General features: G+C 39.8%; 21 protein-coding genes. 20 read left to right on the top strand and 1 reads right to left on the bottom strand.

Annotated elements, in window-relative coordinates:
- From aroH to MKY07_RS06550, 12 genes are all read left to right on the top strand, one after another.
- Complete coding sequence (aroH, locus tag MKY07_RS06495) at positions 1–363, top strand: chorismate mutase (RefSeq protein ID WP_008404905.1); 363 nt, start codon at positions 1–3, stop codon at positions 361–363.
- Positions 364–388: 25 nt separating this feature from the next.
- Positions 389–1489 carry a histidinol-phosphate transaminase gene (gene hisC, locus MKY07_RS06500; protein WP_008404904.1) on the top strand — a complete coding sequence of 367 codons (1101 nt, stop codon included), beginning with the start codon at positions 389–391 and terminating at the stop codon, positions 1487–1489.
- On the top strand, positions 1486–2583 hold the full coding sequence (locus tag MKY07_RS06505) for a prephenate dehydrogenase (protein ID WP_065216958.1): 1098 nt from the start codon (positions 1486–1488) through the stop codon (positions 2581–2583). The genes hisC and MKY07_RS06505 overlap by 4 nt, the downstream gene beginning before the upstream one ends.
- Before the next feature lie 12 nt (positions 2584–2595).
- Positions 2596–3882, top strand: a complete 1287-nt coding sequence (gene aroA / locus MKY07_RS06510; RefSeq protein ID WP_339264137.1) for a 3-phosphoshikimate 1-carboxyvinyltransferase — start codon at positions 2596–2598, stop codon at positions 3880–3882.
- Between the two features lie 153 nt (positions 3883–4035).
- Positions 4036–5280 carry a tetratricopeptide repeat protein gene (locus MKY07_RS06515; protein WP_339264140.1) on the top strand — a complete coding sequence of 415 codons (1245 nt, stop codon included), beginning with the start codon at positions 4036–4038 and terminating at the stop codon, positions 5278–5280.
- Between the two features lie 15 nt (positions 5281–5295).
- Positions 5296–5844, top strand: a complete 549-nt coding sequence (locus tag MKY07_RS06520; protein ID WP_014824302.1) for a ReoY family proteolytic degradation factor — start codon at positions 5296–5298, stop codon at positions 5842–5844.
- 70 nt (positions 5845–5914) lie between these two features.
- Positions 5915–6358 (top strand): YpiF family protein, encoded by a 444-nt coding sequence (locus MKY07_RS06525; RefSeq protein WP_008404894.1) that lies wholly within the window; start codon positions 5915–5917, stop codon positions 6356–6358.
- A 175-nt stretch (positions 6359–6533) separates the two neighbouring features.
- A complete protein-coding gene (locus MKY07_RS06530) occupies positions 6534–7040 on the top strand; it encodes a ubiquinol-cytochrome c reductase iron-sulfur subunit (RefSeq protein ID WP_008404893.1) in 507 nt (168 codons plus the stop codon).
- 22 nt (positions 7041–7062) lie between these two features.
- Positions 7063–7737, top strand: coding sequence for a cytochrome b6 (locus MKY07_RS06535; RefSeq protein WP_008404891.1), 675 nt, complete (start codon positions 7063–7065; stop codon positions 7735–7737).
- Positions 7738–7776: 39 nt separating this feature from the next.
- Complete coding sequence (locus MKY07_RS06540) at positions 7777–8571, top strand: menaquinol-cytochrome c reductase cytochrome b/c subunit (RefSeq protein WP_008404890.1); 795 nt, start codon at positions 7777–7779, stop codon at positions 8569–8571.
- A gap of 181 nt (positions 8572–8752) precedes the next feature.
- The gene (locus MKY07_RS06545) at positions 8753–9352 is read left to right on the top strand and encodes a DUF1405 domain-containing protein (protein ID WP_041865769.1); all 600 of its coding nucleotides are present in this window, start codon (positions 8753–8755) and stop codon (positions 9350–9352) included.
- Between the two features lie 49 nt (positions 9353–9401).
- Positions 9402–10082, top strand: a complete 681-nt coding sequence (locus tag MKY07_RS06550; protein ID WP_008404887.1) for a zinc metallopeptidase — start codon at positions 9402–9404, stop codon at positions 10080–10082.
- 134 nt (positions 10083–10216) lie between these two features.
- On the opposite strand, the gene MKY07_RS06555 is transcribed toward MKY07_RS06550, so the two are convergent.
- Positions 10217–11083: a YitT family protein gene (locus MKY07_RS06555; RefSeq protein WP_008404884.1), complete on the bottom strand. Its 867-nt coding sequence runs from the start codon at positions 11081–11083 to the stop codon at positions 10217–10219.
- Positions 11084–11271: 188 nt separating this feature from the next.
- Between MKY07_RS06555 and dapB the strand changes: the two genes are divergently transcribed.
- The 8 genes from dapB to panD all read left to right on the top strand — a co-directional run bounded on the left by dapB (position 11272) and on the right by panD (position 18229).
- Positions 11272–12069, top strand: coding sequence for a 4-hydroxy-tetrahydrodipicolinate reductase (gene dapB / locus MKY07_RS06560; protein WP_339264141.1), 798 nt, complete (start codon positions 11272–11274; stop codon positions 12067–12069).
- A 16-nt stretch (positions 12070–12085) separates the two neighbouring features.
- Entirely contained in the window at positions 12086–12490 is a 405-nt protein-coding gene (mgsA, locus tag MKY07_RS06565) for a methylglyoxal synthase (protein WP_014824300.1), read from the top strand.
- A gap of 84 nt (positions 12491–12574) precedes the next feature.
- A complete protein-coding gene (bshA, locus tag MKY07_RS06570; protein WP_008404880.1) occupies positions 12575–13747 on the top strand; it encodes an N-acetyl-alpha-D-glucosaminyl L-malate synthase BshA in 1173 nt (390 codons plus the stop codon).
- On the top strand, positions 13707–14876 hold the full coding sequence (locus MKY07_RS06575) for a CCA tRNA nucleotidyltransferase (RefSeq protein WP_339264143.1): 1170 nt from the start codon (positions 13707–13709) through the stop codon (positions 14874–14876). The genes bshA and MKY07_RS06575 overlap by 41 nt, the downstream gene beginning before the upstream one ends.
- Positions 14854–15840, top strand: coding sequence for a biotin--[acetyl-CoA-carboxylase] ligase (locus tag MKY07_RS06580; protein ID WP_339264144.1), 987 nt, complete (start codon positions 14854–14856; stop codon positions 15838–15840). Before MKY07_RS06575 ends, MKY07_RS06580 begins: the two co-directional genes overlap by 23 nt.
- A gap of 313 nt (positions 15841–16153) precedes the next feature.
- Positions 16154–16990, top strand: a complete 837-nt coding sequence (gene panB, locus MKY07_RS06585; protein ID WP_008404877.1) for a 3-methyl-2-oxobutanoate hydroxymethyltransferase — start codon at positions 16154–16156, stop codon at positions 16988–16990.
- On the top strand, positions 16990–17853 hold the full coding sequence (gene panC, locus MKY07_RS06590) for a pantoate--beta-alanine ligase (protein ID WP_008404876.1): 864 nt from the start codon (positions 16990–16992) through the stop codon (positions 17851–17853). Before panB ends, panC begins: the two co-directional genes overlap by 1 nt.
- The gene (panD, locus tag MKY07_RS06595) at positions 17846–18229 is read left to right on the top strand and encodes an aspartate 1-decarboxylase (RefSeq protein WP_339264146.1); all 384 of its coding nucleotides are present in this window, start codon (positions 17846–17848) and stop codon (positions 18227–18229) included. The genes panC and panD overlap by 8 nt, the downstream gene beginning before the upstream one ends.
- Positions 18230–18415: the final 186 nt, after the last annotated feature.

The following is an 18415-nucleotide window of genomic DNA, read 5'->3' on the forward strand; positions in this document are numbered from 1 at the left end:
ATGATTCGTGGAATTCGCGGCGCAATTACGATTGTGGAAGATAAAGCTGAGTATGTATGGGGAGAAACGGCAAGACTTGTGAAAGAAGTTGCTAAACAAAATAAGATTGAACCGGAAGATATTGCCTCTGTGACAATTTCTACAACACCGGATATTCATTCTGCCTTTCCTGCCAAATCGGTACGGACGATGCCAGGATGGCAGTATGTGCCGATAATGTGTATGCATGAAATGGATGTGCCGGGTGCATTGCCATTATGTATTCGAGTATTACTACATGTAAATACGGATACGCCGCAAAAAGAAATCCATCATGTATATTTAGAAGATGCGGTAAAGTTAAGACCAGATTTAGTGAAATAATTGCAAGTTAGAGGAGACGTTGAAGATGAAGTGGAAACAACAGTTATTTGGAATGAAAGCTTACCAACCGGGTAAACCAATCGAGGAAGTAAAGAAGCTTTTCGGTTTAGATGAAGTCGTGAAGCTTGCTTCAAATGAAAATCCCTTTGGCAGCTCACCAAAAGTAAAACAATTTTTACAAAAAGATGAGTCCAATCATGCAATTTATCCAGATGGCTATGCACAAAGCTTACGTACATCGTTGGCGAATTTTTATGGTGTTGCAGAAAATGAACTTATTTTAGGGAATGGATCAGATGACTTAATCGCAATCATTACCCGGGCATTACTTTATCCGGGTGTGAATACAGTCATGGCAGACCTGTCATTTTCTCAATACTGGCATAATGCTGAGATTGAAGGAGCAGAAGTGCGTAAAGTACCATTGAAAAACGGTGTCCATGATTTAGAAGCAATGCTAGAAGCAATTGATGAAAAAACATCAGTTGTTTGGGTATGTAATCCGAACAATCCGACAGGTACAATCGTATCGGATGACACATTAAGTGCCTTCTTGGCAAAAGTGCCTAAGGATGTTTTTGTAGTATTGGATGAAGCATATGTGGAATACATTAACGATGCCTCTTATAAAGATACATTGCATTATTTCCGTGACTACCCGAACTTAATTTTACTGCGCACATTCTCAAAAGCGTATGGATTGGCATCTTTCCGTGTCGGTTACGGGATTGCGCAGGCTGATATTATTGCGAAGCTTGATCCTGTGCGTGCGCCGTTCAACAATACAATCCTAAGTCAGCAAGTTGCGCAAATCGCTCTTCAGGACCAGGAATACATTGCCAGCTGCCGTGAAGCAAATGAAATCGGCAAAAAGCAGTTTGTAGAGTTCTGCAAGCAGCACGGATTAAATTATTTCCCTTCTCAAACAAACTTTGTGATGTTTGAAGTGAAGGCTCCAAGTAATGTAGTTTTTGAAGAAATGATGAAGCGCGGATTTATTATCCGAAGCGGTGCGGCACTAGGATTGGAAGGGTATATTCGGGTGACAATCGGTACGGAAGCTCAAAATGCGAGATTTTTACAATTGCTTGGAGAAGTCTTAAATGAGCAAGGAGTACTTGCATGACACGAAATGTCTTCGTAATCGGACTAGGGTTAATTGGTGGATCTGTAGCGATGGCTCTGCAGAAGGCACCACATACAAAAGTGTTCGGCTATGATGCTCATGAACAAACGCGACAATTAGCAGACACATTACAGGTCGTTCATGAAGTAGTTAAAAATCCTGCAGAGTTTGCAAAAGAAGCAGACGTAATTATATTCGGTACACCGGTAAATATCACACTCGATTTTATGGACCAGTTAAAGTCATGGGAATTAAAACGCAATGTCATTATTACAGATACAGGCAGTACGAAAGCAAAAATAATGGAAAAAGCATTAGAGCTGAGACAAATGGGCATTACATTTATCGGGGGGCACCCAATGGCAGGTTCCCATAAAAGCGGTATTACAGCAGCGAAGCCGTATTTACTGGAAAATGCCTACTATATGCTGACTCCTCATGAAGGAGAAGAACTTGAAAAGCTTGCGGCACTGGACGACCTGCTAAAATTTACGCTCGGTAAAATGGTCGTTGTCGATGCAAAGGTACATGATCATATGACGGCTGTTGTCAGCCATTTCCCTCATATTATCGCAGCATCTTTAGTACATCAGCTAAATAGTGAAAAAAAGACGTATCCGATGACCTCTTCGTTAGCTGCCGGGGGTTTCCGTGATATTACACGTATTGCTTCCTCGAACCCTGCTTTATGGCGTGACATTACAATGCAAAACAAGCAGGAACTAGTCGATCAGCTTGATAATTGGCTTACAGAAATGCAGAGGGTACGCAATTTATTAGCTGAAGGTGATGCGAAAGCAATCGAAAATTACTTCAGTGAAGCGCGTGATGTCCGGGACAGCTTGCCGGTTGCAAACGGTGCCTTATATATGCCGTATGATTTATATGTCGATATCCCGGATTATCCAGGGGTCATTTCAGAAGTGACAGGCTTATTGGCAGAAAATAATATTAGTATTACAAATATTCGTATCGTTGAAACACGTGTCGATGTTTTCGGTATTTTAGTCATTAGTTTCCAGACAAACGAAGACCGGGAACGTGCTGCAAAATGCATTGAGCACAAGGCGAAGTTCGATACTTATATTTCTTAAAGGGGGGTTCATATGAGTACAACATTACAATACAGTCAACCGTCATTACGGGGAGATATTACAGTACCAGGTGATAAATCTGTCTCGCATCGGTCGGTTATGTTCGGCTCCATTGCAGAAGGAAAAACGACTGTCAGCGGCTTCTTATTAGGAGAAGATTGTCTGCGTACAATTGACTGCTTCCAAAAGCTTGGGGTAGACATTGAAGTGAACGGGACAGATGTAACGATAAACAGTCCAGGAATCGACGGTTGGACAGAACCGAAAGAAGTGCTTTACACAGGAAATTCCGGTACGACAACGCGTTTAATGTTAGGACTGTTATCCGGCACGAAATTACATACAATCATGACAGGTGACGCATCGATTGGTAAGCGTCCAATGCGCCGTGTTGCAGATCCATTGCGCTTAATGGGTGCGCAAATAGCCGGACGAGACAATGGTCAGTATACTCCACTTGCCATTCAGGGTGGACCCTTAAAAGCAATAGACTACAAAATGCCTGTTGCAAGTGCCCAGGTGAAATCAGCTATTTTACTTGCCGGTATCCGTGCAGAAGGTACAACGGTTGTCCATGAGGAAGAGATTTCACGTGACCATACAGAACGTATGCTGCGACAGTTCGGTGCAACAGTAACAGTTGAAGATGGTGTCGTGTCACTGCAGGGCGGCCAAACACTGACGGGGACACATGTAAATGTGCCTGGCGATATTTCCTCGGCAGCATTTTTCCTTGTTGCTGGTGCCATTGCGAAAAACAGCAAAATTGTTCTGAAAAACGTGGGTGTCAATGAGACGCGTGACGGCATTTTGGAAGTGCTTCAAAAGATGGGTGCGAAAATGTCGGTTGCTATCGATGATGAGAATGCGGCAGAACCAACTGCCACAATCACGATAGAAACTTCCGATCTAAAAGGAACGACAGTGGAAGGGGCTATTATTCCACGCTTAATCGATGAAATTCCAATTATTGCGCTGCTTGCCACACAAGCAGCCGGTAAAACGATTATTAAAGACGCGGAAGAACTTAAAGTGAAAGAAACAAACCGTATTGATGCCGTTGTCAATGAGTTAAAGAAGCTGGGAGCAAATATTGAAGCAACAGATGACGGTATGGTAATCGAAGGCCCAACACCTTTACATGGCGGAAGTTTAAGAACATATGGTGATCATCGAATAGGGATGATGGGTGCAATCGCTGCCCTTATTGCGGACGGAAAAGTGGAATTGGATGATGCGGACTGTATCGCTGTTTCCTACCCAACTTTTTTTGATCATATCAATAATATTTTAAAATAATGATTTGCGGAGATGTAAAAAGAACTCACTTTTTACATCTCCTTTTCACTTTGCCAAGATGAATTTTATAAAACATCCAGATTCTTTTTCTTGTGATGCATTGCTTCGTCATGTAGCATAATATTGAGAACAAAAGAAAAAGGTGAACTACACATGGAACTATTACTACAAGCGATTCAAGAAGGAAATTTAGAGGAGATTAACCGACTTCTTGAATCTTTTTTAATGGATGCTGAACCCGCAGCACAATATGAAGTAGCTGAAGCACTTATGCATTACGGATTTTTAAATGAAGCAGACCGCGTATTTGAGCATTTGCAATTTTTATTTCCTGAGGAAGCGCAAATTTCAATCGACCGAGCAAGTGTGCTAATTGAGCTAGGTGAAGAGGATAATGCCCTTGATTTATTAATGGGAATTGCCGATGATGCACCAGAATATCCTCAAGCATTGTTAGTATTGGCGGACTATTATCAGATGCAGGGATTATTTGAAGTGGCGGAACAACGAATTAATGATGCGCTGCAAATTTTACCCCATGAACCTTTACTGCAATTTGCCAAAGCGGAATTATTATTTGAAACAGGACGTTTTACTGAGGCTGTTCGAATTTATGAGGAGCTTTATGCAATCGATAAAAAGTTTGCCGGTATAATTTTAGCCCAACGTCTTGCGGAAGTTTACCGTGCAGGTGCAGGTTATGAAACGGCCCTCGATTATTATATGGAAGCACTTGAAGAAGAAGTTACAGCAGATTTACTGTTTGGCTCGGCCTATGCAGCCTTCCAGACGGAAAAATATGAGCTTGCTATAAAACAATTGGAAGATTTAAAAGAGTTGGACCCTGACTATTTCGCTGCTTATTTACTGCTGGCGGAAAGTTATGCAATGCTCGAGGATAATGAGCGTGCTTTAAAAGTGATTAAAGAAGGTCTTAAACGAGATGAATACGATAAATCCCTCTATTTATTTGCGGGGAAAATGGCGATAAAAAATGGCAAACAACAAGAAGCGGTAGAGTTTTTAAGTGAGGCTATTGCCTTGGATCCAGAATATATGGAAGCAATTTTAGTATTAATGTCTGTTTACAATACGAAACAACGTTATGAAGAAATTATTTCACTATATGAACAGTTGCATCAAAATGAGTTCGAATGGGTCGCTTTATATCCATTTGTGGCCAATGCTTATAATGAAGAAGAACTGTTCGAAAAAGCATACGAAATTTATAAAGAGGCATATAATGAATTTAACGATGATGTTGAATTTTTAGAGAAGTACTTCCTGTTTTTAGTTGAGGACGGCAAGCGTGATGAAGCAAAACAAATTGCAGAGCGACTTGTCCAATTACAGCCTTCTGAACAGCAATGGACTGATTTATTAGAACGCTTTGAGTAAAGGGAGGATTGCATGTTGACATATTCCGTACCACTGAATGACAAAAAGTTGTTTATCAGGTGGTTTTTGAAAAATTTCCAGTTAAAAAGACGTGAAGGTGTATGGATTTTAAATTACTTACTAAGTAATGATGACTTGTTGAAAAACGTTCACTTTGTTGATGAAGCACATTATTGCCCGCGTTCCATTGTTATGTCGACAATTGAGACGACGAGCATCCCATTCCGATTTTATAAAGAAAATATTATGACATCCGATGCTGAAAAAGCATTCCATGATTTACGTATTAATGCTCATGAAGCAATTTATTTTCAGTTGAATTTTCCTAGTGTACCGCCTGATCCTCTGTATTTGGCGGTACTGGAGGAGAATCCTTATGTACCTGCTGATATCTTTATCAGTGAAAAAGACCGTCTAGCAGCAGAGCGTTTGCTGGAAAATAGTGTTCTAGAGTTCCAGGAACAGCAATTATTGAAAGAAATTGATGAAGCGCTGGATTCGGGAAATAAAGAGCGTTTTTTCGAGTTATCTAATTTATTGCAGGCATTAAAGCATACGAAGTAATTTTGAACTTTATAAAAAAATTACTTCTTTCCTATTTTCAGAAGTTTTATATGTACTAGGAGGAAAGAATATGAACTTTATTGTAAAAGATGTAGAGCAATTTCAGGCACAAAAGCAGTTTATAGATACGGCGATTGTCCCGCTCGTACATTTGGATTTTTCGGATCAAGGAATGAAGCAGAGCAGTTCTGCTTCAGAATATTTAATGACGTTGACGAATTTCATAGAACAGCAGTTTAAAGGTCGTCTTTTATTATTCCCCCCCTTTTCATATACGATGGGATCCAAGTCAGATACAATGCCAGCTACATTGGAAAAAGAACTGAAGGAAGCAGGTTTTAAAGCAGTGGTCTTTATTACCTGTGACCATTCATGGACTGAATATAAAGAATATTTAAATATTATTTGGCTTCCAGCTATCCCGCTTGAGTCCATGGATCAAGCCGTTAAGCAGCGAATTTTGGAAGATCAGTTAAAACAAGTTATCCCAACTTTTACGAAAATATGGATTTAACGAGCAATTATCTGCAACATTTGTTTCATTAAATGTTCACAAACTACACTTTTGGAAATGAATGCTATATTGACCAACTTATTCAGTTGATATATCATAGATATGTCCTAGTTATTTACTATTTTAAAAAGTATATGTCCGTTGGACTGACCTTTTAGTAAGAGGGGGGAAAAGGATGAGTAGGAATCGAGTTACAAGACGTCAATTTTTAACTTATACAATTACTGGTGTAGGTGGATTTATGGCGGCAGGAATGTTAATGCCAATGGTACGTTTTGCTATTGACCCAATTCTTCAGTCAAAAGAAGATGGAGATTTTGTACAAACAAGCAAAAAAATTGCCGAAATTACAGAAGTTCCAGTTAAAGTGGACTTCTCGTATGAACAGACGGATGGTTGGTACAAATCAGAAGTAGCAGATGCTGCTTGGGTTTACAAAGAAGGTGACGAAATCATCGCAATCTCACCTGTATGTAAGCATTTAGGGTGTACTGTAAACTGGGAAGGTAATCCAGAACACGCAAATCAGTTCTTCTGTGCATGTCATGCGGGACGTTATGAAAAAACAGGTGTAAACGTCAAAGGTACACCACCTCTTGGACCACTGGATATGTATGAAGTGTCAGAAAATGATGGTTTCTTAATGCTTGGGAAAAAAATCGCTAACACACACAGTAAATAAATAAGTTAGGGGGTACGACACAGTGCTAAATAAAATTTATGATTGGGTCGATGAACGTTTAGATATTACTCCTATTTGGCGTGATATTGCCGACCATGAAGTGCCAGAGCACGTTAACCCTGCCCATCACTTTTCAGCATTCGTTTACTGTTTCGGGGGATTAACATTCTTTATTACAGTAATTCAAATTCTATCAGGTATGTTCTTAACGATGTATTATGTACCAGATGTAGAGAATGCTTGGAAATCAGTTTACTATTTACAAAACGAAGTAGCATTCGGTGAAATCGTTCGTGGTATGCACCATTGGGGGGCATCTTTAGTAATTGTCATGATGTTCTTACATACACTTCGTGTATTTTTCACAGGTTCATATAAAAAACCGCGTGAATTAAACTGGTTAGTTGGTGTAGGTATCTTTGCCATTATGTTAGGTTTAGGTTTCACAGGTTATTTATTACCATGGGATATGAAAGCATTATTCGCAACTAAAGTAGGTATCGAAATTGCTGCATCTGTTCCGTTTTTAGGTGAAACGATAAAAATATTATTAGCTGGGGATTCCACGATTATCGGGGCGCAAACATTAACTCGTTTCTTTGCAATTCATGTATTCTTCTTACCAGCAGCGTTATTTGCTTTATTGGCAGTTCACTTTATTATGATCCGCCGCCAAGGTATTTCAGGACCTCTATGATCCGAAACTAATTGTACTATTTTTTAAGGAGGGGACACTATGCAACGCGGAAAAGGTATGAAGTTCGTAGGTGATTCACGTGTAAAAGCGAATAACCGTATGCCGAACGTGCCAAAAGATTATTCCGAGTATCCGGGGAAAACAGAAGCTTTCTGGCCTGACTTCTTATTAAAAGAATGGATGGTTGGTGCAGTTTTCTTAATCGGTTATTTATTATTAACTGTCGCACATCCTTCACCACTTGAAGGTCCGGCAGATCCAACAAATGCATCGTATATACCGTTACCAGACTGGTACTTCCTATCAATGTACCAACTATTAAAATACTCTTATGCATCTGGTCCATATAACGTAATTGGCGCGATGGTCATTCCAGGTATTGCATTTGGTTCATTAGCATTGATACCATTTTTAGATAGAACACCTGAACGTCGACCATTTAAACGACCATTACCGACAGCATTTATGTTGTTGGCAATAGCAGCACTTATTTATACAACATGGGAATCTGTTCAGGCTACTAACTGGGAAGCAGTTCATGCTCAAGGTGAAATTACGGATAAACATTTAGGATTGCTTCCGGATGTTGAAGTAGATGAAACGTCCGAAGGTTATGAAATCTATCAGGCCCAAGCTTCATGTATTGGGTGTCATGGTGGAGACCTGGCAGGAGTATCCGGCCCAATGCTTCTCGGCAATGAGTTAACAGCTGAAGAAGTTCAAGAAGTAATTGTGAACGGACGTGGCGGTATGCCTGCCGGAGCATTTACAGGAACAGACGAAGAACTTCAAGTTTTAGCCGAATTTATTGCAGGATTAAAAGAAGCTGAATAATTTTTACACTGGGGAGTCAGAATATTGACTCTCTTTTTAATTTTCATTTAGTTGCAATGTTATAGTGAGCGCTTGCGTATCAATTGAGAACATATATAATTAAAGACGTACAATATTTAGTTTAGTTGCACAGAATACATAATACGGAATGATGAAGAATGAAGGAGAAAAAGGTGAACAAATGAAAGCATATATGATGCAATTATGGTACGTGTTAAACCATCGTGCCTTTTTAACCTTACTGCTTATTATTAACTTGCTTGGTACGATTTACGGCTATTACTGGTACCGAGGGCAGTTGGCAGTAACAGAACCGATTTACTATATATTCGTACCGGATTCGCCCACCGCAAGCTTATTTTTCTGTTTTGCCATTATTGGTTGGCTGATCGGCAGAAATTTTAAATTAATCGAAGTTCTTGCCTTTATCACCTTAATTAAATATGGATTATGGGCAGTTGCGATGAATCTTCTAACATTTGCGGAGAATGGACAGTTGGGAATGGATGGTTGGATGCTCGTGGCCTCACATTTTTTGATGGCTGTACAGGCTGTTCTTTATTTACCGAATTATCGATTTAAAATGTGGCACGTGATGGTTGCGGCCATTTGGACATTGCATAACGATATAATCGATTATTTATTTGGGCAAATGCCATTTTACCGAGTCATTTATCAGTATCCGAGCGAGATTGGGTACTTCACTTTTTGGCTTTCTGTGGCCTGCATAATCTTTGCTTTTCTCGAAAGTCGTAAGCGTGAATATTTGCAACAAGACTAGATAGCCTTTAAAATTAAACAATAGAAAGAGATAGAAAGGGAGTTCGATAATGGGATTGTATATCATTTATTTTATCATCATTTTGCTGTTACCGTTGTATGCGCAAATGAAGGTAAAGAGTACGTACAAAAAATTTGCTCAAGTTTCAGCTGAAAAAGGGATGACAGGTGCTCAAGTAGCACGTTATATTTTAGATCAACATGGTTTAACAGATGTTCGTGTAGTTCCGACTCAAGGCTATTTAGCTGACCACTATAATCCTGCAACTAAAACGGTTGCCTTGTCTGAAGACAACTACTATAATTCTTCAATCGCCGGTACAGCTGTAGCGGCGCACGAAGTCGGTCATGCAATGCAACATGCGGAGGCTTATTCGTTTTTAACATTACGTTCGAAATTAGTGCCAGTAGCTAATATTTCATCGAATATGTCTTGGATTTTTGTAATGATCGGTATTTTTGCTTCATCTTCAGGTTTCCTGTTACTGGGTATTGCTTTATTATTAGCAGGTGTTGTATTCCAAGTTGTAACATTACCGGTTGAGTTCGATGCATCAAAACGTGCGATGAATGAAGTTGTTTCTTTAGGTATTATTAACAATACTGAAGAACGCTCAGCACGCAAAGTTTTAAATGCAGCGGCAATGACATACGTGGCAGCAGCAGCTGTAGCAGTAATGGAGCTATTACGTTTAATCCTGATTTACACTGGTATGACTTCGGAAGATTAATCATTAACGTAAAAAAGTTAGAAAAAAAGAAAAAAGTCATTTTCTCATTAGGGAAAATGACTTTTTCTTTTGATAATTATTTAAACATTAACCTAAGTATGTCCACTTAAATCAATGGACTTTATAAGAAAGGCCTAATGGATAGGCTGCTTTTTATCATCCAGTGTGAAGCCTTCTCCTGTTACATCGCGAACATCCATGACGGAAACAAATGCATGTGGATCAACGCCGTGGACGATGTTTTTTAACCGGACGAGTTCGTTTCGGCCGATGACACAGTACAGAACATCGCGATGCTCTTTTGTAAAATGCCCATGTCCGTCAAAAACGGTTACGCCGCGGTCCATGTTATTTGTAATTAAGTTTGCGATTTCATCAGACTTAACCGAAATGATAAACGCGCCTTTTGCTGAATAGGCACCTTCCTGCACTAAATCGATGACACGACCGCCTACATAAACGGCTACTAATGTATACATCATCGAGCGGGCATCCAAAAACGTCATCCAGGAAAGGATTATGACAAAGAAATCAAAGCCGAACATCGTTTTACCCATACTCCAACCAAGATATTTATTTGCCAGACGGGCTAAAATATCGACCCCGCCAGTTGTCCCTCCGAATCGGAACACAATCCCTAAACCGATTCCGACAAATACCCCTGCAAACAACGATACAAGGAATAAATCATCCTGCAAGTTCATATCGACTTCGTAAATTTGAAAGATTTTTAAGAATACTGATACGCTAAGTGTACCGATGATCGTATAGATAAATGATTTTTTCCCTAGTAAACGCCAGCCTAGAATAAACATTGGAATATTTAATAGTAAATTCATTAATGCTGGGTCCCAATTTAGTGTAAAATATAAAATAAGTGTAATACCACTAAATCCACCTTCACCCAGTTGGTTTTGCATATTAAAGTGGACAAAACCGAAACTGAATATTGCGGATCCTATCAGAATTCCGATGATATTCTGTATTTTTATTCCTTGCATAGTAAACCTCCTAAAATCGGTTGAGTAAGAATATATGTGTTGGAGCAGAAAAAAGGTTACATTGTTTATTATGTTTGATTTTGTTGCATTTGACAACAATATGGATAAACGGTTGAATGACGCAACATATTACTCAAAATAAATAAACAAGGATAAAGCAACTAAAAGTAAAAAGGAGTTATTTTAGTATGACAATTAGAGTAGCAATTGCCGGTGCACGAGGCAAAATGGGTACAGAAGCAGTACATACAATCATGAATAATGACGGGATGGAACTTGTGTCAGCACTCGACTATAAAGAGGTCGGTACATCGCTGGGCCTACTTGAAGAGTTTCCGAATCATTATGAAGTTCCGATTTATACAAATTTTGTTGAGCTTGTGCGTGAGACAAAGCCGGATGTGCTTTTGGATTTAACAAATCCGCTTTGTGTTTATGAACGAACAAAACAGGCACTACTACATAATATACGTCCAGTTGTAGGGACGACAGGTTTTACCGAAGAACAACTTAAAGAACTGCAGCAAATGGCAACCGAAAGACAATTAGGCTGTATTATTGCGCCAAACTTCGCGATTGGTGCAATATTAATGATGAAATTTGCCAAAGATGCCGCAAAATATTTCCCGGATGTGGAAATTATCGAAATGCATCATGATCAAAAGCTTGATGCGCCATCTGGTACCGGCATTAAAACAGCGCAAATGATCAGTGAAGTACGAAAGGCGAAAAAGCAAGGGCATCCAGATGAAAAAGAAACACATACTGGTGCAAGAGGCGCAAACTATGACGGAATGCACATCCATTCAGTAAGACTTCCAGGTTTAGTAGCGCACCAGCAAGTACTGTTTGGCAGCACAGGTGAATTATTAACGATTCGTCATGATTCTTTAAATCGCGGAAGCTTTATGAGCGGTGTTACATTTAGTATTGAAGAGGTAATGAAAACCAATACATTAATCTATGGATTAGAGAACATCATTTAGAAATGAGTTGATAATAATGAAAATTGCATTAATAGCACATGATCGGAAAAAGGATAATTTAATTCAGTTTGCGATTGCTTATCGCGGTATTTTGAAAGAGCATGATCTATATGCGACCGGCACTACGGGTACAATGATTGAAGCCGAAACAGCACTTCCGATTACGAAGTTTCGCTCAGGTCCACTTGGGGGAGATCAGCAAATTGGTGCGATGATCGCCAATAATGATATGGATATGGTATTTTTCTTCCGAGATCCATTGACAGCGCAGCCGCATGAACCGGATGTTATGGCGTTAGTGCGGTTATGCGACTTGTATCATATACCGCTTGCGACAAATATGGGGACAGCGGAAATTTTATTAAAAGGGCTTCAGGAAGGTTTTGTTGACTGGCGTATTTTAGAAGAGCGCAGAAAATAAAGAGCCAGTCAATTTTACTTTATAAATGTGTTAAATCATTTTGAAGAAAGTTAAAATCGTATTGTTGAAAGGATGGGGAGCCGAATGAAGAAATTAAAAATTGGTATTACATGTTACCCGACAGTGGGAGGCTCGGGTGTAATTGCAACAGAGCTAGGTAAAATGTTGGCAGAACGAGGACATGAAATTCACTTTATTACATCAAGTGTGCCATTTCGACTTAATAAAATTTATTCAAACGTCTTTTTCCACGAGGTTGAAGTGAATAATTATTCGGTATTTCAATACCCACCATACGATATTGCATTAGCAAGTAAAATGGCTGATGTTATAAAAGAGGAAAAACTCGATTTATTACATGTTCATTATGCGATTCCTCATGCGGTTTGTGCGGTATTGGCCCGTCATATGAGCGGCGAGAACTTTGGTATTGTCACAACACTTCACGGAACAGATATTTCTGTTTTGGGAGAAGATTCTACGCTGGCGCAGGCAATCAAGTATGGAATTGATTGTTCGGATGCAGTGACGACTGTTTCGGAATCGTTAAAACAGCAGACGTATGCTTTAATCGATACGAAAAAACCGATTGAGACAATTTATAACTTCGTCGATGAGGATGTATTTAAGCCAGTGGACCCTGGCAATCTAAAAGAGCAATTTGGTATTTTGCCGCATGAAAAAGTAATTATCCATGTGTCGAATTTCCGTAAAATAAAAAATCTGCCGGATGTAGTCGAGTCATTTCTGAAGATTCGTGAGCGTATTCCGGCGAAATTATTATTAGTCGGGGATGGCCCGGAAAAGCATCGTGTCACAGATATGGTTAAAGATTCACCTTATACGGATGATGTTTTGTTTTTAGGTAAGCAGGAAAACATTACAGAGCTTTTTGCAATCAGTGATTTAAAGTTATTGCTTTCAGAAAAAGAATCGTTCGGGCTCGTATTATTGGAAGCGATGGCATGCGGTGTACCAGGTATCGGTACTGCAATCGGAGGGATTCCTGAAGTGATCAATGATGGTGTGAACGGCTATTTGGTGCCACTTGGTGATACCCAGGCTGTCGCGGATTATGCGGTCGAACTGCTGCAGGATGAAGAAAAACATCAAGCTTTCAAAGAAGCCGCACTACAATCAGTACGCGAACAGTTCCATCAAACAAAAATGGTTGAACAATATGAACGGATATATGAAAGTGTGGTTGAAAAAAAGAATGATTCCGCAACAATGGCAAGCGGCAAAGGAAGTCATTAAAAAGATTGAACATGCCGGCTTTGAAGCTTTTATTGTAGGTGGAGCGGTACGTGATTATTATTTGAAAAAGGAAAATAATGATGTCGATATCGCAACGAGTGCAATGCCTGAAGAAATTCAAACGATCTTTTCACAAACAATTGATGTTGGAATCGCTCACGGAACGGTCATTGTACTGGACTGTGGAGAGCCAATCGAAGTGACAACTTACCGGACAGAGTCTACTTACAGTGATCATCGTCGTCCGGATACTGTCGAATTTGTTCGTAATTTACAAGAAGATTTAAAACGCCGGGATTTTACAATGAATGCGATGGCACTTAGCCAATCGGGAGAGTACATCGATTATTACAATGGCCGCCAACATATCGATAGCAAAGTTATTTGTGCGGTAGGTGAGCCGGATCAGCGTTTTGAAGAAGATGCTCTCCGAATGCTGCGTGCTCTCCGATTTGCTGCACAGCTTCACTTCTCAATCGAGGAAAATACATTCGAAGCAATCCGAAAAAAAGCAGCTTCAATTGAGTATGTTGCAATCGAGCGCATTCAAGTTGAACTTTCAAAGATTTTTATATCTGCTCATGCGTCATTCGGCATTGATTACATGGAAAAAACGACATTGGGCGATTACTTGCATGGCAATTTTACTGCTTCTAATTGGACACATTATTATTCGGAAGATCGCCAAGTTGGGTGGGCATATTTTTGTTTAGTAAACGGCAGCGATTTATCGTTGCTTACGAAGTATCGCTGTTCAAATAAGGATAAGCTTTTCGTAAAAACAGTTTTGGCTGCTTATGAAAGCTTACGCAATGGGATGAGCCTTGTTGATTTGTTAAGCTACGATACAATCGTTCTTAAAACGTCCTTCCAGTTTACTATTTGGCAAAATTGTAAACTGGAATTGAGTTATGAAGAATTAGTGGGCAGAAAAAATGGATTGCCAATTCAGCATGTAAATGAGCTTGCGATTACAGGAAAAGACTTGTTGGACTGGTCCTCAAAAAAGCGCGGCAGTTGGATTAAACAGACATTAGATGCAGCAGTAGAAGCGGTCTTAAATGAGGAAGTACAAAATGATAAACAACAATTAAAGGAATGGTTTTATGCATTTCACGATGAAGGATGAAATTTTGAAACGGTTTTTGACTGCGGAAGGAGAACCGATTTCCGGCCAAGTGTTGGCGGATGAGCTGAATGTGTCTCGAACTGCTATATGGAAACATATGCAAACATTGAAGCAGGAAGGCTATGAGTTTGAAACAGTAAAAAAACGCGGGTATAAACTTCTATCTGTACCGGATAAAGTGGATATGGGACAATTGCAGCAATTTTTGACGACGGAACGTTATGGTCGCCAAGTACATTATTATGAAAAGGTTGAGTCGACACAGCTTGTTGCGCATGAACTTATCCGAGCTGGTGCACCGGATGGCACGGTTGTCATCGCTGAGCATCAAACAGCAGGGCGAGGGCGGATGATGCGTGAATGGGAATCTACAGAAGGGCAAGGGATTTGGATGACGGTCATCATTCGTCCGGATGTTGCCCCGCACCAAGCCCCTCAATTTACCCTAGTCACTGCTGTAGCCATTGTTGAAGCGATGAAATCCAGTTTTAAAAATTTCACTCCTGAAATCAAATGGCCGAATGATATTTTAATTAACGGCAAAAAAACAACGGGAATTTTGACTGAAATGGTAGCTGAGGCTGATCGTATCCAGGCATTGTTAATTGGTATAGGCATCAATGTCAACCAGAAGATAGATGATTTTCCTGAACAGTTACAAACGATTGCTACTTCGATTGCGATTGAAGAAGGAGAACCGATTGAACGTGTACATTTCGTCGCCAATGTGCTTGAATCTTTGGAGAAATACAGTGATGAATACGTGAAAAATGGCTTCGGTCAAATAAAACAGCTATGGGAACAGTCTTCGGGGACAATCGGAAAGCGTGTAAAAGCAACGACACTGCGGGAAGTTGTTGAAGGGGAAGCTGTCAGTATCACTGAGAGCGGTGTCCTGGAAATTCGTCAAGCGAACGGGGAAATTAAAGGCATTTACTCTGCGGATATTGAACTTTTACCGTAAAAGCTAAGTAGAAATATTATTTCCATTAATTATTTATTCTGTACGTTTTCTTGCAAACTTGTTATAGTAGCTTTAGGACAGTATCTTAATAGAACTGTACCTGCAACTGCTAGTCAACATTTAAAAAATCTGCTTTGATCTACACAAGACAGAGACGGAAGAAAACTCGCATAAATGAATTCATTTTATACTTGTCGTTGGATTATTTCCATTTTAAGTATGGAATGTATTGAATTTACGTATGGTACTACCCTTCTGTCTAATTTTAGATAGAAGGGTATTTTTGTTTTCTTTCCACTTAAGGAGGAAGAACATGAAAACAACAGCACAGTTTTTAAAAATGAAAGAGCAAGGCGAGAAAATTGTCATGATTACCGCTTATGATTATCCGGCAGCGAAATTTTCAGAAGCGGCAGGTGTTGATATGATTCTTGTCGGGGATTCCCTCGGGATGGTCGTATTGGGCTATGAATCCACAATGCGTGTGACAGTAGAAGATATGATCCACCATAGTAAAGCGGTTCGCCGTGGTGCACCGGATACCTTTATCGTAGTCGATATGCCTTTCGGTTCTTATCACGGAGATATCAATGAAACATTGAAAACAGCTGTGAAAATGATGCAGGAAACGAATGCGAATGCCCTCAAAGTTGAAGGTGCAGATGAAATCGTACCTGTTATTAAGAAATTAACGAATGCTGGTATCCCGGTAGTTGCACATTTAGGCTTACTACCACAATCGGCTGGTGTACTTGGCGGTTATAAAGTGCAAGGCAAAACAGCTGAGCAAGCAGAAAAGTTAATAAAGGATGCTTTACTCGTTGAACAAGCAGGCGCATGTGCCGTCGTACTTGAATGTATTCCGCATCAGTTGACGGAAGCTGTATCGCAAAAATTAACGATTCCGACGATTGGCATCGGTGCAGGTGTAAAAGCGGATGGCCAAGTACTTGTATTCCATGATTTATTGCAATACGGAAAACATCACATACCAAAATTTGTTGAAGCATTTGCACGAGTAGGTGATGAGGTGGAGAAGGGGATTACAAGTTATACAAACGCAGTAAAATCAGGTGCTTTCCCGACATTACAACAAAGTTTCACAATGAAAGAAACGGAGCTAATCGAGCTTTACGGAGGCGTAAAATAATGAATGTATTAACAACAATTGCCCAGCTGCGTGAAGTAGTTAAAACGGCAAAATACAACCGGCAGTCAATTGGTCTTGTTCCGACAATGGGCTATTTACATGAAGGGCATCTAACATTGGCAGCACATGCACGCAGCGAAAATGAGCTTGTCATCATGAGCATATTCGTCAATCCAACACAATTTGGTCCAAATGAAGATTTTGAATCATATCCAAGAGATTTACCGCGTGATACAGAACTGGCAAAATCGGCAGGGGTAGATTATATATTTGCACCCTCTGTAGAGGAAATGTATCCGCACGATGGAGGAATCACTATTCGAGCAGGACGTCAGGCACATATTTTATGCGGGGCGACCCGACCTGGTCATTTTGACGGAGTTTTGCAAGTTGTAGCGAAGCTCTTTAATTTAGTGCAGCCGGACCGTGCTTATTTCGGACAAAAGGATGCCCAGCAAGTGGCAATCATTCAAACAATGGTGCGCGATTACAATTTTCCGGTAACGATCCGTGTTGTTCCGGTTATACGTGAAGAGGATGGTTTAGCCAAATCAAGCCGCAATATTTATTTGTCTGCTGAAGAGCGTTCACAGGCACCTGCAATACAGCAGGGGCTCCAACTGGCAAAAAGGGAACTGTTGGAATCCGGAAGTGTGGAATCCGCCATTTCACTGGCTAAGAAAATAATACATGACAACACGGATGGCCACGTTGATTATTTGATGATATTATCCTACCCGGATTTACAGGAAGTCGATGATCAGACTGATCAAATCGTTGTTGCAGCTGCCGTTCATATTGGTGAAACACGTTTAATTGATAATTTAATTTTTTCGTTAAAAGGGGAAATAATCCATGTTTAGAATGATGATGAACAGTAAAATCCACCGTGCCCAAGTGACACAGGCAGATTTAAATTATGTTGGTTCCATTACAATTGATGAAGATATTTTGGATGCAGTTGAGATGCTGCCGAATGAAAAAGTCCATATTGTCAATAACAACAACGGTGCGCGCTTTGAAACATATATTATTGCCGGGGAACGTGGTTCAGGCGTTATATGCGTAAATGGAGCAGCGGCACGTCTTGTTCAAAAAGGTGATATTGTCATCATCATTTCTTACGTGTATGTGGATAATAAAGAAGTTGCCGAACATACCCCAACTGTGGCCATTATGGGGGAAAGCAATACAATTAAAGAAATAATCGCATACGAACCGGAAGCAACAATTTTGTAAATGAACATATGAAAAGCTGTCATGGATTATTCCTATATGACAGCTTTTTTTATATTACATTTTTGGTTTGAAAAGGATATTTTTGTAATTTTTATATTATCTCCCTGTAATCTTTTTGAAATATAAAATGTGTAGACTTGGATTTAGCTTTATTTTACAAAATAGACAAAAGATACAGGGGGAAAT

This window comes from Solibacillus sp. FSL W7-1472 (assembly GCF_037969775.1).
GTDB lineage: Bacteria > Bacillota > Bacilli > Bacillales_A > Planococcaceae > Solibacillus > Solibacillus silvestris.